This is a genomic window from Occallatibacter savannae (genome assembly GCF_003131205.1).
In the GTDB taxonomy this organism is placed as follows: Bacteria; Acidobacteriota; Terriglobia; order Terriglobales; family Acidobacteriaceae; genus Telmatobacter; species Telmatobacter savannae.
In genome coordinates this window covers 1,157,512-1,173,182 of record NZ_QFFY01000001.1, presented here as the reverse complement: position 1 = coordinate 1,173,182, position 15,671 = coordinate 1,157,512, and the positions used below count along the sequence as shown (strand labels likewise).

The 15,671-nt window shown below is 61.2% G+C and carries 11 protein-coding genes; 4 read left to right on the top strand and 7 right to left on the bottom strand.

Annotated elements, in window-relative coordinates; genetic code table 11:
• Nucleotides 1-28 precede the first annotated feature (28 nt).
• Entirely contained in the window at nt 29-1,327 is a 1,299-nt protein-coding gene (gene coaBC, locus DHV10_RS05220) for a bifunctional phosphopantothenoylcysteine decarboxylase/phosphopantothenate--cysteine ligase CoaBC (RefSeq protein WP_109485204.1), read from the top strand.
• A gap of 6 nt (nt 1,328-1,333) precedes the next feature.
• Nucleotides 1,334-2,158 carry a uracil-DNA glycosylase gene (locus tag DHV10_RS05215; RefSeq protein WP_239461292.1) on the top strand — a complete coding sequence of 275 codons (825 nt, stop codon included), beginning with the start codon at nt 1,334-1,336 and terminating at the stop codon, nt 2,156-2,158.
• 266 nt (nt 2,159-2,424) lie between these two features.
• Here DHV10_RS05215 and DHV10_RS05210 read toward each other — a convergent pair whose 3' ends face one another.
• Complete coding sequence (locus DHV10_RS05210; protein ID WP_162601206.1) at nt 2,425-4,983, bottom strand: TonB-dependent receptor; 2,559 nt, start codon at nt 4,981-4,983, stop codon at nt 2,425-2,427.
• 138 nt (nt 4,984-5,121) lie between these two features.
• Here DHV10_RS05210 and DHV10_RS05205 point away from each other — a divergent pair, with 138 nt between their 5' ends.
• A complete protein-coding gene (locus tag DHV10_RS05205; protein WP_239461291.1) occupies nt 5,122-6,390 on the top strand; it encodes a glycoside hydrolase family 5 protein in 1,269 nt (422 codons plus the stop codon).
• 86 nt (nt 6,391-6,476) lie between these two features.
• On the opposite strand, the gene DHV10_RS05200 is transcribed toward DHV10_RS05205, so the two are convergent.
• The 4 genes from DHV10_RS05200 to DHV10_RS05185 all read right to left on the bottom strand — a co-directional run bounded on the left by DHV10_RS05200 (nt 6,477) and on the right by DHV10_RS05185 (nt 11,660).
• On the bottom strand, nt 6,477-6,719 hold the full coding sequence (locus DHV10_RS05200) for a hypothetical protein (protein ID WP_109485201.1): 243 nt from the start codon (nt 6,717-6,719) through the stop codon (nt 6,477-6,479).
• Between the two features lie 901 nt (nt 6,720-7,620).
• Nucleotides 7,621-10,110 carry an ABC transporter permease gene (locus DHV10_RS05195; protein ID WP_109485200.1) on the bottom strand — a complete coding sequence of 830 codons (2,490 nt, stop codon included), beginning with the start codon at nt 10,108-10,110 and terminating at the stop codon, nt 7,621-7,623.
• 279 nt (nt 10,111-10,389) lie between these two features.
• Entirely contained in the window at nt 10,390-11,145 is a 756-nt protein-coding gene (locus tag DHV10_RS05190) for an ROK family protein (RefSeq protein ID WP_109485199.1), read from the bottom strand.
• A gap of 116 nt (nt 11,146-11,261) precedes the next feature.
• Nucleotides 11,262-11,660, bottom strand: coding sequence for an RNA-binding S4 domain-containing protein (locus DHV10_RS05185; protein WP_109485198.1), 399 nt, complete (start codon nt 11,658-11,660; stop codon nt 11,262-11,264).
• Between the two features lie 449 nt (nt 11,661-12,109).
• Here DHV10_RS05185 and DHV10_RS05180 point away from each other — a divergent pair, with 449 nt between their 5' ends.
• Entirely contained in the window at nt 12,110-12,583 is a 474-nt protein-coding gene (locus DHV10_RS05180) for a response regulator (RefSeq protein WP_239461290.1), read from the top strand.
• A 68-nt stretch (nt 12,584-12,651) separates the two neighbouring features.
• On the opposite strand, the gene DHV10_RS05175 is transcribed toward DHV10_RS05180, so the two are convergent.
• A complete protein-coding gene (locus DHV10_RS05175; RefSeq protein WP_109485197.1) occupies nt 12,652-13,659 on the bottom strand; it encodes an NAD(P)-dependent alcohol dehydrogenase in 1,008 nt (335 codons plus the stop codon).
• 98 nt (nt 13,660-13,757) lie between these two features.
• The gene (locus DHV10_RS05170; RefSeq protein WP_204101327.1) at nt 13,758-15,629 is read right to left on the bottom strand and encodes a SpoIVB peptidase S55; all 1,872 of its coding nucleotides are present in this window, start codon (nt 15,627-15,629) and stop codon (nt 13,758-13,760) included.
• Nucleotides 15,630-15,671: the final 42 nt, after the last annotated feature.

Genomic DNA, 15,671 nt, shown 5'->3' with positions numbered 1-15,671 from the left:
TCATCTTCCCCTGTCATACAATCGAAACATGCGAGTCACGGTCGGTGTCTCCGGCGGGATTGCGGCCTACAAGGCTGCTGAACTTGTGCGGGCGTTGCAGAGGCGCGGCGTTGAGGTGCACGTGGTGATGACCGAGGCCGCGACGCGCTTCGTGCAGCCACTGACATTTGCGGCCCTGACCGGACATAAGGTCATCAGCAACCTCTGGGAAGACGCTGGCAGCGGCGAAGCTACTTACGAATCATCCATCGAGCATATTGGCGAGGCGCAGTGGACCGAGGCGCTGGTTGTTGCTCCGGCGACGGCCAATATCCTGGCGAAGTTTGCGCATGGGATTGCTGATGATTTTCTGACGACCATGTACCTGGCGACTCCGGCTGCAGTGCTGGTAGCTCCTGCGATGAATGTGCAGATGTGGCAGCATCCGGCGGTGCAGGCGAATCTGGAGACCCTGCGCGAGCGCGGAGTGCGGGTGATTGATCCTGGAAAGGGCGATCTGGCTTGCGGCATGGTGGGCGAGGGGCGCATGGCTGAGCCCGAGGCCATCGCGGATGTGGTGTTCAATTCTCTGGGACGGAAGAAAGATCTTGCGGGCGAGGTTGTGCTGATCACGGCAGGCGGGACGCGCGAGGCGCTCGATCCGGTGCGATTCATCGGGAACCGCTCGAGCGGCAAGATGGGATATGCGCTGGCGGATGCTGCGCAGAGCCGCGGGGCGAAGGTGATTCTGGTGAGCGGGCCGACAGCGATTCATCCCCCGGCACGTTGCGAACTGGTGCGTGTGACGACGGCGGAAGAGATGCGGCAGGCGGTTCTGGGACGCATGGTTGAAGCCACGATGGTGATCAAGGCCGCGGCGGTGGCGGATTACCGGCCGGTGAATGTGTCGGAGCAGAAGCTGAAGCGGACCGGGCCGATGAGCCTTGAGCTGGCGCCGACGGAAGACATCCTGGCCGAGGTGACGAAGCAGCGGCGACCGGGACAGCTCATTGTGGGATTCGCGGCAGAGACCGAGAATCTGACTGAGAACGGGCGGGCGAAGTTGCTGCGCAAAGGCGCGGATGCGATCGTGGTGAATGACGTCTCAGGCGAAGGCAGAGGGATTGACGCGGACCGGAATGCGGCGACGTTTCTGACGCCTTCGACATCGATCGACATGCCGGAGATGCCGAAGAGGAAGCTGGCGGATCGCATTCTGGACGAGATTGTGGCGCTGCGCCGGCCGCGGCCGCTGGTGTTTGAGGTAGATGAAGGCAGCCGGCAGGACAAGGTGCTGAGCGAGTCAGTTGCGCCGGCGAATTCCAGGCGCCGGATTATTGTGGAGTAGCGCAGAGTGGCTTCGCTCGATTCAGCAACAAGAGAAGCATTGCAGGCGCGGCTGCGCTTTTATCGCGAGCTGGGGCTGACGGAGTTGTATCGGCGACCGGTGATGGCGGGCGAAGGTGCAGTTACGAATAGCGACGCCGCAATAGCAGTCGAAGAGCCGCGGATTCAATCTGATTCTGAGGAGAGCACTTCTATTCCGCCGAGAAAGCCTATCGCTACGCCTCCACCGCCGGTTGCGGCTGCTGTTGAGCAGGACCGGGCATCCGCTTTGGGTCTGATTCAGGAAGATATTGGGGATTGCACGCGGTGCGCGCTGCATAAGGGGCGCAATAAGATCGTGTTTGGCGATGGCGATCCCGAGGCGCGGCTGATGTTTGTCGGCGAGGGACCGGGCGCTGACGAGGATGCGCAGGGGCTGCCGTTTGTGGGGAGGGCCGGGCAGCTGCTGAACAATATGATCGGCGCGATGGGGCTGAAGCGTGAGCAGGTGTACATCGCCAATGTGGTGAAGTGCCGTCCTCCGCAGAATAGGACGCCCGAGCCCGATGAGGCGAATACGTGCTCGCCGTTCTTGTTCCGGCAGATCGATGTGATCAAGCCCGAGGTGATTGTGGCGCTGGGAGCGACGGCGGCTACGTATCTGCTGGGGCAGCGACAGCCGCTGGCGGGGTTGCGTGGGCGCGTGCACGCGTGGCGTGGAAGCAAGCTGATTGTGACGTACCATCCGGCGTTTTTGCTGCGCGATCCGCGACAGAAGAAGGAAGCGTGGGCGGACCTGCAGATTGCGATGCGGGAGCTGGGGTTGAAGGTGGCTAGCAAGTCGGAGGGATAGCGACGATTATCGTTCCTATCTGTGCGACGCCCAGGTTCATTTCTTTTTGTGTGGTCTCCCATGTCTCCAAAACCGGGAGACCCTTCGACAAGCTCAGGGCAGGCTATGGGGCACCCGAGCTTCTGGTGAGGGGAGAGCTGCACAAGCAACTGCGGGTCCCTCGACTTCCCTTCACTTCGTTCAGGGTGCGCTCGGGATGACAGTCTTTGTGGTGAGCGAATTTCTTCGCGAATCTTAACCACAAGCCCGGGTTCACTGCTCGACGATCAGAATTTGAATTCGAGGTTGAGCTGCATGCGGCGGGGTGGCTCGGCTTGGATGGGGCGGCCGAAGAAGGGCGAGCCTGCGACTCCGACGTACGTTGTGTAGTTCGGGTGGTTGAGGACGTTGAAGGCGTTCACGGTGAGCGAGGCGACTGGGCCTTTTTTGCCTTCTCTAGTCAGCGCGAAGTCGTGGCCGGCGTTGAGGTCGAAGCCGATGAAGGAGGGACCGTGCATGATGTTACGCGGAACTCCCACGGGGCGATCAATCGTGAGACCGTCGTGGTTATCGTCGCGGCCTGTGGTGATGTTTACGGGTTTGCCGGAGTAGATTGACAGGGCGGTGCCGAAGTTGAACCACTTGCCGGCCTCGAGCGAGGCGAGCATGTCGAACTTGTGCCGCTGGTCGTTGTAGGAGCGCGACCAGTCCGCGTTTGGGGCGTAGCTGTTCGCCGGGAAGCCGCCGATCCACCCAGAATCGTTATAGGTTTTGCCGAGGTTGTAGCGCGCCTGGCCGGTGAGGAATTTTGTGGGGCGACCGCGAAAGCCCAGTTCAAGTGCGTTGCTCTTGAGGTAGCCTTCGGATTCGATCTGACGGTCCTGGCCGATAGCGGGATTGGGTCGCGCAGCGTAGTCGGGTGGAGGCGGTGCGTTTACATCGCGGGAACGGAAGCGATCGATACCGCGCATTCCCACATAGTTTACGAAAACAGATGTGGCGGCGTTGAGTTGTTGTTCGATGCCGATGCCGTATTGCAACGAGTAGGGGATGCGCTGGTTGGGATCGAGCGTGACGATGCTGGTGGGGACCGATGCGAGTTGTGCAGGCTGGACGGGATAGGTGGGGGAATCGACGATGAAGCGCTTGAGGCGAACGCCATTGAAGTGCAGCAGGTCGGCGATGGGCGTTGGGCCGGTGCGATCGAAGAAGACGCCGGCGCCGCCTCGAATGACGGTCCGGCCTTTGGCTCTGGGGGCCACAGCGAAACCGAAGCGCGGGGCAAAGTTGTAGGGGATGTCGTGGAAGTAGTTCTGCCAGTAGTAGCGGACGCCGAGCGATAGGGAGAGGTTCGAGCGCGGGCGGATGGTGTCTTCGAAGATGCCGGCGAAGGTCTTCTCGAGGAAGTCGACGTGGCCCTCGCCGCGCTGGGTGATGTAGAGAAAGGGCTGCGATGCGGCGTAAGCGTTGAGATCGGCGAAGGAGTAGGTGCCGAGCTGGTTGGTCCAGTCGTCAAAACCGCGGCGGCTGATGTCGGGAACGTCGATACCGAATTTGATTTCGTGTTTGCCGGAGGTGTAGGTGACGATGTCGGTGCCGTCGAAGTGGTATTCGGTTCGGCGCTCGTCGGCTTGGGCGCCGCCGCCGGTGAATGCGCCGGAGACTTCGATCTGGGGTGCGTTTGTGATGCTGTGCGTCTGGCGATCGTAGTGCCCGACGAGGAAGTGCAGCGCATTGACCAGCTTTGATGAAGGAACGTAGACGTGGCCCACGTTGATCTCATGTTCGAAGAAGAGCGTGTTGGTGCCGGCCTCGGGAAGAACGTTTCCGCCGACTTCTTCGTTGCGCGTGGTGGCGTGTTCGTATGAGTAGCCAATCCAGAACTGATTGGACTGCGCGTAGTCATGGAAGACGCGGCCGGAGAGGAAGTAGTGATTCTTCGGGTAAGGCACGTTCTGGTTGATGAGGCCGTTTGGAGTTTCTGCGACGACGATCTCCTGCTGATCGTCTTTGTCGGTGTCGAGCGAGGCGAGGAAGGTGGTCTTCTTGGAGTGCGAGAGCGGGCCGGTCACGGATCCTTCGAGGTAGGTGCGCTGCTCGGAGGGCCTGGTCTGCGCGAAGGCGTTGGAGGCGTCAAAGAGGGAGTCGCGGTAGAGGAATGTCGCTGAGCCGTGGAACTGCGGTGTGCCGCCTTTGGTGACGATCTCGATGCGGGCGCGACCCGGACGGGAGTAAAGCGCAGTGTAGGGATTCTGGTTGATCTTGACGCTCTGGATTGCGGAGGCGGTTACGCCCGGGCCGTTCGCTTCGACGCCGTTGACGACGAGGGAGGTGCCGCTGGTGCCTGTGGAGTCCGCGTCGAGAAAGCGCGACATGGTTGTGATGTAGTCCTGATCGAAGAGCGGGATGCGGTCGAGGGCGTTCGTGTCCATGACGTTGCCGCTCTGGTTCTGGCCGATTTCGGTGCTGAGTTGGGCGGATGTATCGGCTGCGACGGTGACGTCCTCAGCCACGGCTGCGACGGGGAGGACGATGTGCAGGGGCTGGCGGGCGCTGCTGGGCCTGATCGGCACCAGCATGGTTCGGAAGCCCTCTTTTGCTACTTCGATCTGGCAGTTACAAGGGGCGAGTTCGGGGAGGGAGAAAGAGCCGTGTTCATCTGTTGTGGTTCGGCCGGCTTCATTGCTGTTTTGAGCGCGGAGAACGACGGTGGCGCCTGGGATGACTGCTCCGCTCTGGTCCTGGACGACGCCGTGCAGGGTGCGGTCGGACTTTGCGGTCTGCGCAGGAAGGAGCGATGAGAACAGGAGCAGGAGGCAGGCGATTGTGGGAGAGGATTTCATCATGAAGCGAGCGATAGATTCCAGCGGTGGATTAAGGGTCGTGTTGCGGCGATCCATTCAGGATAATTGCGCGCGAGTTATCCCTGTGTGGTCGCGGTTACCTCGCTTGATTCTTGCATCGGGACGCTTAAGCGTTGCTGAATGACCAGATTCACGGGCGGGTGCGGTTATACTTCGGTCGCCATGATGAACAAGTGTCTTCGCGTTTTGTATTCGTTGATGTTGAGTGCTCTCGTCGCCTGCGCTGCATCGGGAGAGTCCGGGTTTGTGCATACTTCAGGAGCGGACCTGGTGGATGGGCAAGGCAAGCCGCTGATGCTGCGCGGGACGAATCTGGGCAACTGGTTCGAGCCTGAGGGCTACATGTTTCACCTGGAGCAGACTGCGCAGTCGCCGCGCGAGATTGAGGAGCTGAGCTACGAGTTGATTGGGCCGGAGAAGGCGGATGCGTTCTGGAAGCAGTGGCGCGAGACGTACATCACCGAAGCGGACATGGACCGGATCAAGGCGATGGGGTTCAATTCGGTGCGCGTGCCGATTCACTGGAAGTTCTTTGATAGCGAGAATGCGGATGGTTTCCGGCTGCTGGACAGGCTGATGGAGTGGGCGCGCAAGGACCACATCTACGTGATTATCGATTTGCATTGCGCGCCGGGCGGACAGACGGGGACGAACATCGATGACAGTTATGGGTATCCATGGCTCTATCTGAGCCCGGAGGCGCAGCAGCAGACCATTGCGCTATGGAAGGGAATCGCCGCGCATTATGCGAAGGAGCCGATGGTGCTGGGCTACGATCTGCTGAACGAGCCGATTCCCCATTTCGCGCAGCTGCAGCGGTTCAATCCTGATCTGGAGCCGCTGTATCGGAAGTTGGTTGCGGCGGTGCGGGAGGTGGATAAGAATCATGTGGTCATTCTGGGCGGAGCGCAGTGGGACTCGAACTTCAAGGTGTTCGGAAAGCCGTTCGATGGCAACGTGATGTACACGTTTCACAAATACTGGACGGCGACGGATGCGAGCGTGATCAAGGAGTATCTGGATTTTCGCGACAAGTACAAAGTGCCGATCTGGCTGGGCGAGTCGGGCGAAAACAAGGATGAGTGGGTTGCGGCATTCGTGAAGACGCTGGAAGACAATCACGTGGGCTGGTGCTTCTGGCCCTATAAGAAGATGGATGCGCCGTCGAGCGAAGTGACTTTTGACAGGCCGGTTCACTGGGACGCGGTGATCGCCTTGAGCAAGATGGAGGCGGGAACTGGGAATGCGGAGAAGCGGATCGCAGCGCGGATGTTGCCGGAGAATGCGCAGGCGGCGTTCGATGATCTGCTCGAGAAGATCAAGTTCTCGAACGAGAAGGTGAATGCGGGTTATGTGAGGGCGCTGGGGTTGACGGTGGCCGGGCAGTAGGTCGGGGTTTTTCCCGCTCATCGCATGGGGCTGCGATGAAGGGGGCACAACCTTGACGGTCTTTCATCCGTGGAGAGCGTTGCCGATTATTGAAACGATGCTGTTGTGCCGGAGACGAATAGGTAGAGCGCGAGAGCAAGTCCGGCGACGATTGAGCCGGGAATAAGGAGCCACCAGCGACGACCGCTGGCAGCCGCGAGTGCGCCGAGGATGCAGGCGAGAACGGCACAGATGAAGTTGATAGGTGCGCGCCATTCGGCGTAGGGCGGCAAGAAGATGCTGACCAGAAGAATGGCTGCGGTGATGCCGGCCTTGGTGGATCGCTTCAACTCGATGCCTCCGCGGCGTGAGGTCTGGTCTTTGCGGTCGGGCTACTTCCGGCGCTTGGACCGGCTTGGCGCGAGCATGATGCACGGCGGAGCCACCGTCAGGAGCAGGAATACCACGATCATCAGGAATGCGTTCATGTTCTTGCCTTCTTTCCCGGCGGGTTCAGCTGAGGATGTAAGCAGGATGAACCGAGCGAAGGCTTCTGGCTATCACACGGAGGCAGAAGCGAGTGACGCCAAGGTTGCACGGTCGTAAGTGTAGGTCCGTAAAGGAGTTGGTAGTGCATTGCGCGGCCAGAGGGTCTTGGTTTTACGGTGTCGATGCTGGGCGCGAGCAGATGAGGTTCGGTTGATGACTACCCCCTCCCCCTCCCCTATTGTTTGTGACGAAAAGGTCTACTTTCAATGACTTAGAGATGATCGAGGGCGCTATGTGTGTCTAGTCATTGGAGTTAGCCTCAAGGTGTTTGATGGCCAAGGAGTTAGACGAGGGGACGAGGGGACCGGCGGGCAAGGGGCTGGGGCACGGGGGACAGAGGGTCAGAGGACGAGGGGCGAGGGGACAGAAAGACGAGACGGAGCTTTGGCTTGGATTGTGGCTGGCGTTGGGAACGGGATGTTGTTGGTCGTGCATGATTCCATTATGAAGAATTCTGCGAAATGGACTGCAAACGGACGATGTGTTCCTAAGCGATTTGTTGTCAGTAGTCTGAGGCGGTCGGTGAGGTAGGTACCGCTTGACTTGTTGTGAGGTGACCCCGGTGAACCCCGTGGTGATTCAGATTCTGTTTTGACAGGTTGCCGTTTGCTGGCCGAAGGAGTCTCCCAGGTCTCCAAAGGCGGGAGACCTGGGGCACCCGGTTCCTGAGATTACTTCGGTCCCGACTGGGGAGTTTTCGCGTTACTCGCCGCGGAGGGCCTGCATGGGTTGAACGGAGGCTGCGCGCAAGGCGGGTGGGGCGGCGGCGCCGACGGCGAGCAGAAGGACTCCGATGGCTGCGAGGGCGAGAACGAGCGGATCGAATGGGCTGACGTTGAAGAGCATAGAGCGCAGCAGTCCGGAGGCAGCGGCTGCGCCGGCCAGGCCGATGACGCAGCCGATCGCCGCCAGCTTTGCACCCGATGAAAGGATCAGGCCCACGATTGCGGATCGCTGCGAACCGAGTGTCATGCGGATCGCCATCTCCTGAACGCGCGAGGCAACAGAGAACGCGATGACCGAATAGATACCGAGGACGGCGAGAAGCACCGCGGCGAATGCGAAGCTGGAGATCAGGGCGGTGTTGAATCGGCGCGAAGCTTCCGATTCCGAAACAACATGCTCCATGGTCTGCACCTGGGTGAGCGGCAGCAGAGGATCGATAGAGCGGACGGTTGCGCGGATCGCGTTTTCCATCTGTTCGGGTGGGACGGCGGAACGGAGGACGATGAAGCCGCCATTGCCGTTCAGGTCGTCGGGCTGGCCGAGTGATCCGAGTGTTTCCTCTTCCTGCTTGACCGGGATGTAGTACTGCGGGGTAGACGGGTTGTCGGGAGAGAGCAACTGGGTGTCGGAGACTTCGCCGACGACGGTGAGCCAGGGCGTCTGCATCTGCTGCGTGCCGATGCGCAGGCGTTTGCCGATGGGGTCGGCATTGGGCCAGTAGTGCTGCGCGAATTTGTGGTTGACGACTACGACCAGTTGGGTGCCGGCGTGATCGGCTTCGCTGAAGACTCGTCCGCGCAGAAGGCGAATGCCGAGAGCGGAGAAGAAGTTTCCATCGACCTGGGAGACGGTGGCGAGATTCATGCTGCCGCCGGGAGGCGGCGTGTATCCGTCGATGACAAAGGTCTGGTTGTTGTTGATGCCCTGCGAGGGCAGCATGCTGGTGAGACCGACAGCCTGCGCACCGGGAAGCTGATTGAGCTTGAGGAGGAGTTCGCGATTGAAGGCGTCAACCTGCGGCTGCTTTGAATATTGCTGATGCGGCAAGCCGTAAGAGGCGGTGGTGACGTGCTGCGGCGTGAATCCGAGGTCGACTGAGCGCATCTTGTCGAAGCTGCGCAGGAGAAGGCCGGAGGCGGTGAGCAAGACGAGTGCGATGGCGATTTCGCCGATGACTAATGCGGAGCGGAGACGCGCGTGTCCGCCGCCTGCGCTGCCGGTGCGGCCGCCTTCTTTGAGGTTGCTGTTTACGTTGGTGCGGATGGCGGCAAATGCAGGTGCGAGCGCGCAGACCAGACCGGTGAGGACGGCGAGGCCGAGCGCGAATACGATGACCTGCCAGCTGAGCGAAATCTCGTTCACACGCGGAAGGTTCTCGGGCAGGACGCTCTTGCCGACTTTCAGGGCGATGGCTGCGCAGATGAGTCCAAGGACGCCGCCGCTGATGCTGAGAACGAGGCTTTCGAGTACCGCCTGACGCACGAGAGCGATGCCGCTTGCTCCGAGGGCAAGGCGGACTGCCACTTCGCGCTGACGGCGGATGGCGCGGACCAGCATGAGGCCGGCGAGATTGAAACAGGCGATGAGCAGGACTACGGCGACGGCGAGGAAGAGGGTCCTGAGCAGGGAGCGGGATTGCTCGACGGTGTCTTTTTGAAGGGGCCGAACCAAGGCGGTGATATGGAGATTGGCCATGTCGGCGGGATAGCCGGCCATGATCTCTTTGGCGACGCGGTTTCCGTCACTCTCGGCCTGCGCGGGCGTAATGCCCGGCTTGAGGCGCGCGATCATCTGGTAGCTCCAGTTGGCGGCTCGCGACGGGGCAAGTTCGTCGGCGCCGAAGCTCATGGGAACCCAGAGCTCGGAGCGATTGAGCTGGCCGGGAACGAGCGGGAATTCGAAGTTCTTCGGCATTACGCCGATGATGATGTACGGCTTGCGATCGAGCAGTATTTTTGAGCCGATGATGTTGGCGTCGGAGTGGAAGCGGTTGCGCCACGTGGTGTAGCTGAGCACCGCGACTTGCTGGTGGTGTTCATCTTCATCGACGGAGAAGACCCGGCCGAGAGCCGGCTCTACTGCGAGCGCGGAGAAGACGCCGGCGGTGAGGCGCGAGGCGTTCACCTGCGCCGGGTCGCCGCGGCCGGAGAGCTCATAGCCGGAAAACTGGAATCCGCCAAGCGCGGCGAAGGAGTGCGTGTCGCGGGTGTAGGCGATGATGTCGCGCGCGGTGACGCCGACCTGGCCGCCACCGACGTTCACACCCTCGATCTGATCGGACAGGATCATGACGCGATCGGAATCAGGAAAGGGGAGCGGACGCAGCAAGACGCCTTCGACGATGGAGAAGATCGCAGTGGTGGCTCCGATGCCGAACGCGAGCATGAGCACTGCGGTAATTGCGAAGCCTAAGGAATTGCGCAGTTGGCGCAGGGCGAACTTCAGGTCAAACAAGAGCTTCTGCATGCGTACCTCGCGGGGGCGATTCACTTCAAAGCAAGCACGTGGTGAGCCAAGACGTGCAGCGACGAAGGTGTCGACATGCAACCGTTTGGTGACGAATGGCGCGCGTGAATCTTTGCAAGCCTGTTCGGAAACGGGCTGCAGTGTTCAGATACGGACGGCGGCGTGTGGTGGTTCCGGAGGGAGAAATGAGGCAGGATATGGATGAACGAAAGAAGACCCGCGGGTGAATGCCGCGGGTCTAGGTTTTTTATCGACGGTCGATTGCGACCGTCGCGTTGATCAGTCCCACTCGCGCCAGAGGGCGACGCCACCGAGAAGACCTGCTTCGTTGGAGACGATTTCGACGGGCTTGCGGGGTGTGAAGGTGAGCTTTTTGGTGTTGCCGCCGCCGAGGTAGAGGTGATCCCAGTTGAAGAGCTTGTACGTCTGCTCGATCATCTCCGCGACAAACTTGTTCCAGCGCTTCTTGCCGTATTTGTCGAGGCCGCGGCGGCCGAGGTAGTCCTCGTATTCGCGGTCGCGCTTCCATGGGTGATGTCCGAGTTCGAGCCCGGGGCAAAGGCGGCCGTCGGTGAAGAGGGATGAGCCCATGCCTGTGCCAAGAGTGATGGCGAGTTCTACTCCGTGCCCTTTGATCGCGCCGTACCCCTGCACTGCGGCGTCGTTGGCGAGGCGAACGGGCTTCTTCCAGCGTTTAGCGAGTTCTGCTTCGAGCGGGAAGTTGTTCCATGCGGGGTGGAGATTGACGGCCGTGTAGGTGACGCCCTTCTTGACGACTCCGGGAAAGCCCACGGAGACGCGATCGCAGTTGGACAGCGCCTCGTGCAGTTCGTCCAGTCCTTTCAGCACCGCGCGGGGCGTAGGCACGGCAGGGGTGACGACACGCACGCGATCGCTCATTGGCTTGCCTGCGCCGTCGAGCAGCATCGCTTTGAGGCCAGAGCCGCCAATGTCGATGGACATGGTGATGGGGTTGGCTTTTTTCGCAGGAGCTTTACGCGGAGTTGAGGCGGCCCTTGAGGTCTTCGTGGTCATCGGTGGAATTGTACTAAAGGGAGGAGACGAGGTGACGAGGGGACTAGGGAATAGGGACTAGGGACTAGGGACTAGGGAATAGTGAGGAGTGAGTAGGTAATTGGATGGAGGAGGAGCTAGGAGCCGCGGCGGAACTGGATGATGCGGCGGCGATCGCGCTTGGTGGGGCGGCGTTCGGGGAGGGGGGAGAATTCCTGCATGGCTTTGCGTTCCGCGGCTTCGCGCAGGCGGCGTTCTTTGCTCTCGTCGGTCTCGCGGTAGAGGGTTTGTGCGACGGGGGCGGGACCGCGGATGTCGGAGAGGGCGAGGACCTCGATGTGGAATTCGGCGGCTTCGTTCTTGATGCGGAGCATGTCGCCGACGCGGACTTCGCGGGCGGGCTTGGCCTCGATTTCGTTGGAGCGAATGCGGCCGAGGTCGCAGGCTTTGGAGGCGAGGGCACGCGTTTTGAAAAAGCGGGCAGCCCAGAGCCACTTGTCGATGCGAACGGATTTTTTCGGATGCTCGGCAGTCATTTGTCAGGCGAAGTTATGCGAGGTTGAACATTTTGTTCAATTGGGAGGCCGTCGGAGACCCTGGAGTGAAGAACCGCCGCGGCGAGTGGCGCAATGTGAGTTGAACGTATATGCTCCTTGCAGCCCGGCAATACCGTGGGTGGAATTGAAGTGCGCTTGCATTGAGCTCAGATCATGCATTCTGAGCTAGGGAAATCGATAGCCTTTGGCTAGGATAATTTGTTCCTGTGAGTCGGTGAAATGGGCGTGACCTGTGTGTCGAGCGGAGCGGCGTATGACACTCTTCCTTGAGTGCAGAGGGAGGCGTCAAGAATCGATTGGCATACGGCGCTCGCGAATCCTGAAGAGACTGGGAATATAAATCGAACGACAGTAATAACTTAGGGCGTGGGTCAAAGAGATTTCACCGGGTGTGCCGAAAAATGGTAGGGTGAACGAAGGAGATCATTGTGAGCAAGGACAAGACTTTCCCCACTGTTCCGCTCAAGGACGTGCCCGCGCAGGCGGGGGGCCAGAAAGCTGAAGGGCACCGCCCGGTTGTGATGGTTGTGGACGACGAGAGCGTAATTGCCGATACGCTCGCGGAGATCCTCTCGCGGAGCGGGTACCATGCGGTGCCGACCTATGACGCAGACAGCGCGCTGGAGACGGCGTTGATTACGCCTCCGGAGATGTTGATTACGGACGTTGTTCTGCCGGGCATGACGGGCATTGAACTGGCGATCACGGTGCGGCGGATCTATCCCGACTGCAAGATCATTTTGTTCTCCGGTCAGGCATCGACAGCGGATCTGCTGGCGAGCGCGCGGGCCGAGGGGCATCACTTTACGCTGCTGAATAAGCCGCTGCACCCGCAGGATCTGCTGCAGCGCGTTTCGGACGGGCTGAAGCCGCGGAAGGCGGCGCCTGTGGAGGCGAAGTAGATTTCAGGTTCAGGTGAAAGAGAATGGGCGCCCGCGTGGGCGCCCATTTCGTTTGCCGGTGAAAAGAGTCAATTGGAGAGGACGGCGCGGTAGCGGACTTTGTTCTTCTTCACCTTGTCGATGGCTTCGTTGGCGCGGGACATGGCGAAGGCTTCAGTGGTGGCTCTGACCCCGTGGCGCGCGGCGACGTCTAGCATTTCCCGAATGCGGTGCGGGGAGCCGATGGGGCTTCCGGTGATGGTGCGGATGCCGGCGATGAGCGGGAAGGCTTGTACGGAGACAGGCGAGGGCGGAACGCCGACGAAGCAGAGGGTTCCATTGGGTCGCAGCGCCTGAATGTAGACGTTCCAGTCTTGATCGGCGTTGGCTGTGTTGAGGATGAAGTCGAGGGAACCGGCGACGTCTTTCATGGCTTTCGATTCGCGCGAATTGACGAAGTGATGAGCACCGAGAGAGCGCGCTTCTTCCTCTTTGCCGGTGGAGGTGGAGAAGGCGACGACTTCAGCTCCGAAGACTTTCGCGAACTGGATGGCGATGTGACCGAGGCCGCCGATGCCGATGATGCCGACGCGCGAGCTGGGATTGATTTCGTGATCGCGCAGCGGGCTGTAGACGGTGATTCCGCCGCAAAGGAGAGGCGCAGCCTGCTGGCTGGGCAGAGCGTCCGGGATGGGCGAGACGAAGCGAGCGTTGGCGCGGACGCCGCTGGCGTAGCCGCCGTGGCGGTGGACGCAGGTGGCTTCCTGATAGGGGCAGAGGTTCTCGAGCCCACGGGTACACCACTCGCACTGGCCGCAGGAGTTCGATTGCCAGCCCAGGCCGACGCGCTGTCCCACTTTGAGGGAGCGGACGTGAGAGCCGATGGCGGTTACGGTGCCGATGATTTCGTGACCGGGGATAAATGGGTATTGGCTGATGCCCCAGTCGTTGGAAATGAGATGAAGATCGCTATGACAAATACCGCAGTGGGTGATGCCGATTTCGACTTCCTGCGCGCCCAGATCTCCCGGGTCGTAGCGAAAAGGCAAAAGTTCGGCGCCCGCCGCGTGAGCTGCTAAACCTTGGATCTGAGCCATGACGTTACGCAGTCCTCGCTTGGGTCGCTAAAAAGGCAGTAAAACACCTGAGCCGTAAGGATACGACGAAAATGTCGGGTGTGCAGTGCAGTTGAGGGTTAGTTTAAACCGCCGCCGGGCTCGATGTGGAGCGACAGAAGTTGGAATCCGCTGAGCACGCCGCCTGCTGGAGCCTGACCGGCGACTACGGCCGATTCGCCGCTGAGGGTGACGTCCTGCGCGGTGCGGAGGGGCTCGAGCGCGTTGGCCATGGAGAGCGGAAGGGCAGAGAGCGTCTGGCCGTTGACGCCGGCCTGGGCGTCTGGCAGCAGGAGGCTGACGAAGATGCGGTCTGCGGGATGCTGGCTCTTTGCCTGGGCGAGTGCGGTCTCAAGATCGACGGTGCGTGCTGTGAGACGCGGAGGGTTGAGCGCGCGGTCGAGCGTGCCGGCGTCGGAGACGAGAAGGCGGACATTTCCCGATGGGAGGCCGTGCGGGAGATGGATGGGGATGCGGATGTTGCGCGCGGGCTGCTGCCAGGGACGCACGGAGGCTTCGACGATGACGCTGTCGCCGGCATGGACGATGTTGCCGGTATCGATGCGGGCGTTTTCGAGCTGGACTTGAGCGCGGCGGGGAATGGATTCGACGTCGAGATCAACGGCTTTGATTGCGCCCTGGCGCGCGCCGTTGGCGTAGAGGACGGCGAAGCTCTGGTCGGTCTGGAGCGCGGCGGAGAGCTGTGCTGAGCCTTGGTCGCCTGCGGGAGCCCAGAGGTCCAGGGGAGAGGGCGGATAGCCCTCGATGTTCACGCTGCCCGTGACGTGATAGCTGGTCTCGGCGCTGCTCTGATTGTTCTGGAGAAGCGAATCGTAAAGCGAGACGAGGATGGCTTGCGGGGTGAGCGCCGGGAGGTCGACGACCTCGATGTTGAGATTGCGGTCAGCGCCTTCTCCATGCACGGAGATGTGCACGGGGATCATGTGGGGCTTGACGCCGAGGACGCCGCGGATGGCGGAGTCTCGATCTTCGGTGAAGGTCCCGATGGGGTCGCCGGTGTTGATGATCTTGAAGGCGTTGAGGGGCGAGGCGAGCGTTTCGACGACGTCAGCGGTGGTCATCGGCAAGGAGACGGTGCCGGCCTGGAGGATGGGATGACCGCAGGCGAGGAGCTGCTTGGGGTCGACGTAGGTGACGGTGCAGGTGGCGGAGACCTCGAGGTCGCCACGGACGAGTTGCGCGCTGACGGCGGAACCGGGAACAACGCTGGCGATTGCCTCGGGGGAGATCGCGCCAAAGTGGCCGTCGGGGTCGAACTTGGAGGAGCCGCTGCCGCCGCCGGCGGCGATGAGGTCGAGGCCGGTCCCGGCCATTTGTTTTTGCCAGAGGCGGATAGCTTCAGGCTGGAAGCCGCTCATGACGAGCGGTGTTTCCATGGTCTGGAAGTTCATGGCGCCGGTGGGCAAAGCGGAGGAGTCGCTGGGCTGGGCGGATTGAGTGTGGGGCAAGGCGGTCGAGGCCCACTGCGTGTTGACGGGGAGGTTTTTGACCTCGAGCATCTGGGCGATGGGCGTGATGCCGGCGATGGGATCCTTGGAGAACTGGCCGATGCGATAAGAGAGGGCGCCGAGGAGCTTGTCGCCGATGTAGACGGGGCTTCCGCTCATGCCTGCCACTACGCCGGTGTATTCGGGTTTGGCGCCTTTGAGCTTGGCAAGGATCATGTCTTGCCCGGGGCCGCGAGCTCCACGGAGGACGCCGAGGATTTCGACCTGCATGGGTTCGGGCCGCGTGCCGGTGAAGACGGTCCAGGCGGTGGCTATCTGGCCGCGGTGGACTTGATTGAGGGGGAAGAAGCCTCCGTCGGAGGGCGGAGGACCGGCCTGAGCGGAGTCACTTTGGGCGCGGGCAGGGCAGAGCAGCGCCGTCGCGAGGAGGGGAAGGGCGAGCACTCGGAGCGGCGGGAGGAATGCCTTAAAGCAGGGTTTCACGTCTATAAGATTAAACCGATGTTGCATTGCGGCGGGAGTGGA

Bases quoted from the DNA above. Each gene is read 5' to 3' on its own strand.
- coaBC (WP_109485204.1), top strand. From the start codon at position 29: ATGCGAGTCACGGTCGGTGTCTCCGGCGGGATTGCGGCCTACAAGGCT.
- DHV10_RS05210 (WP_162601206.1), bottom strand. From the start codon at position 4,983: ATGATGAAATCCTCTCCCACAATCGCCTGCCTCCTGCTCCTGTTCTCA.
- DHV10_RS05205 (WP_239461291.1), top strand. From the start codon at position 5,122: ATGACCAGATTCACGGGCGGGTGCGGTTATACTTCGGTCGCCATGATG.
- DHV10_RS05195 (WP_109485200.1), bottom strand. From the start codon at position 10,110: ATGCAGAAGCTCTTGTTTGACCTGAAGTTCGCCCTGCGCCAACTGCGC.
- DHV10_RS05190 (WP_109485199.1), bottom strand. From the start codon at position 11,145: ATGACCACGAAGACCTCAAGGGCCGCCTCAACTCCGCGTAAAGCTCCT.
- DHV10_RS05185 (WP_109485198.1), bottom strand. From the start codon at position 11,660: ATGACTGCCGAGCATCCGAAAAAATCCGTTCGCATCGACAAGTGGCTC.
- DHV10_RS05175 (WP_109485197.1), bottom strand. From the start codon at position 13,659: ATGGCTCAGATCCAAGGTTTAGCAGCTCACGCGGCGGGCGCCGAACTT.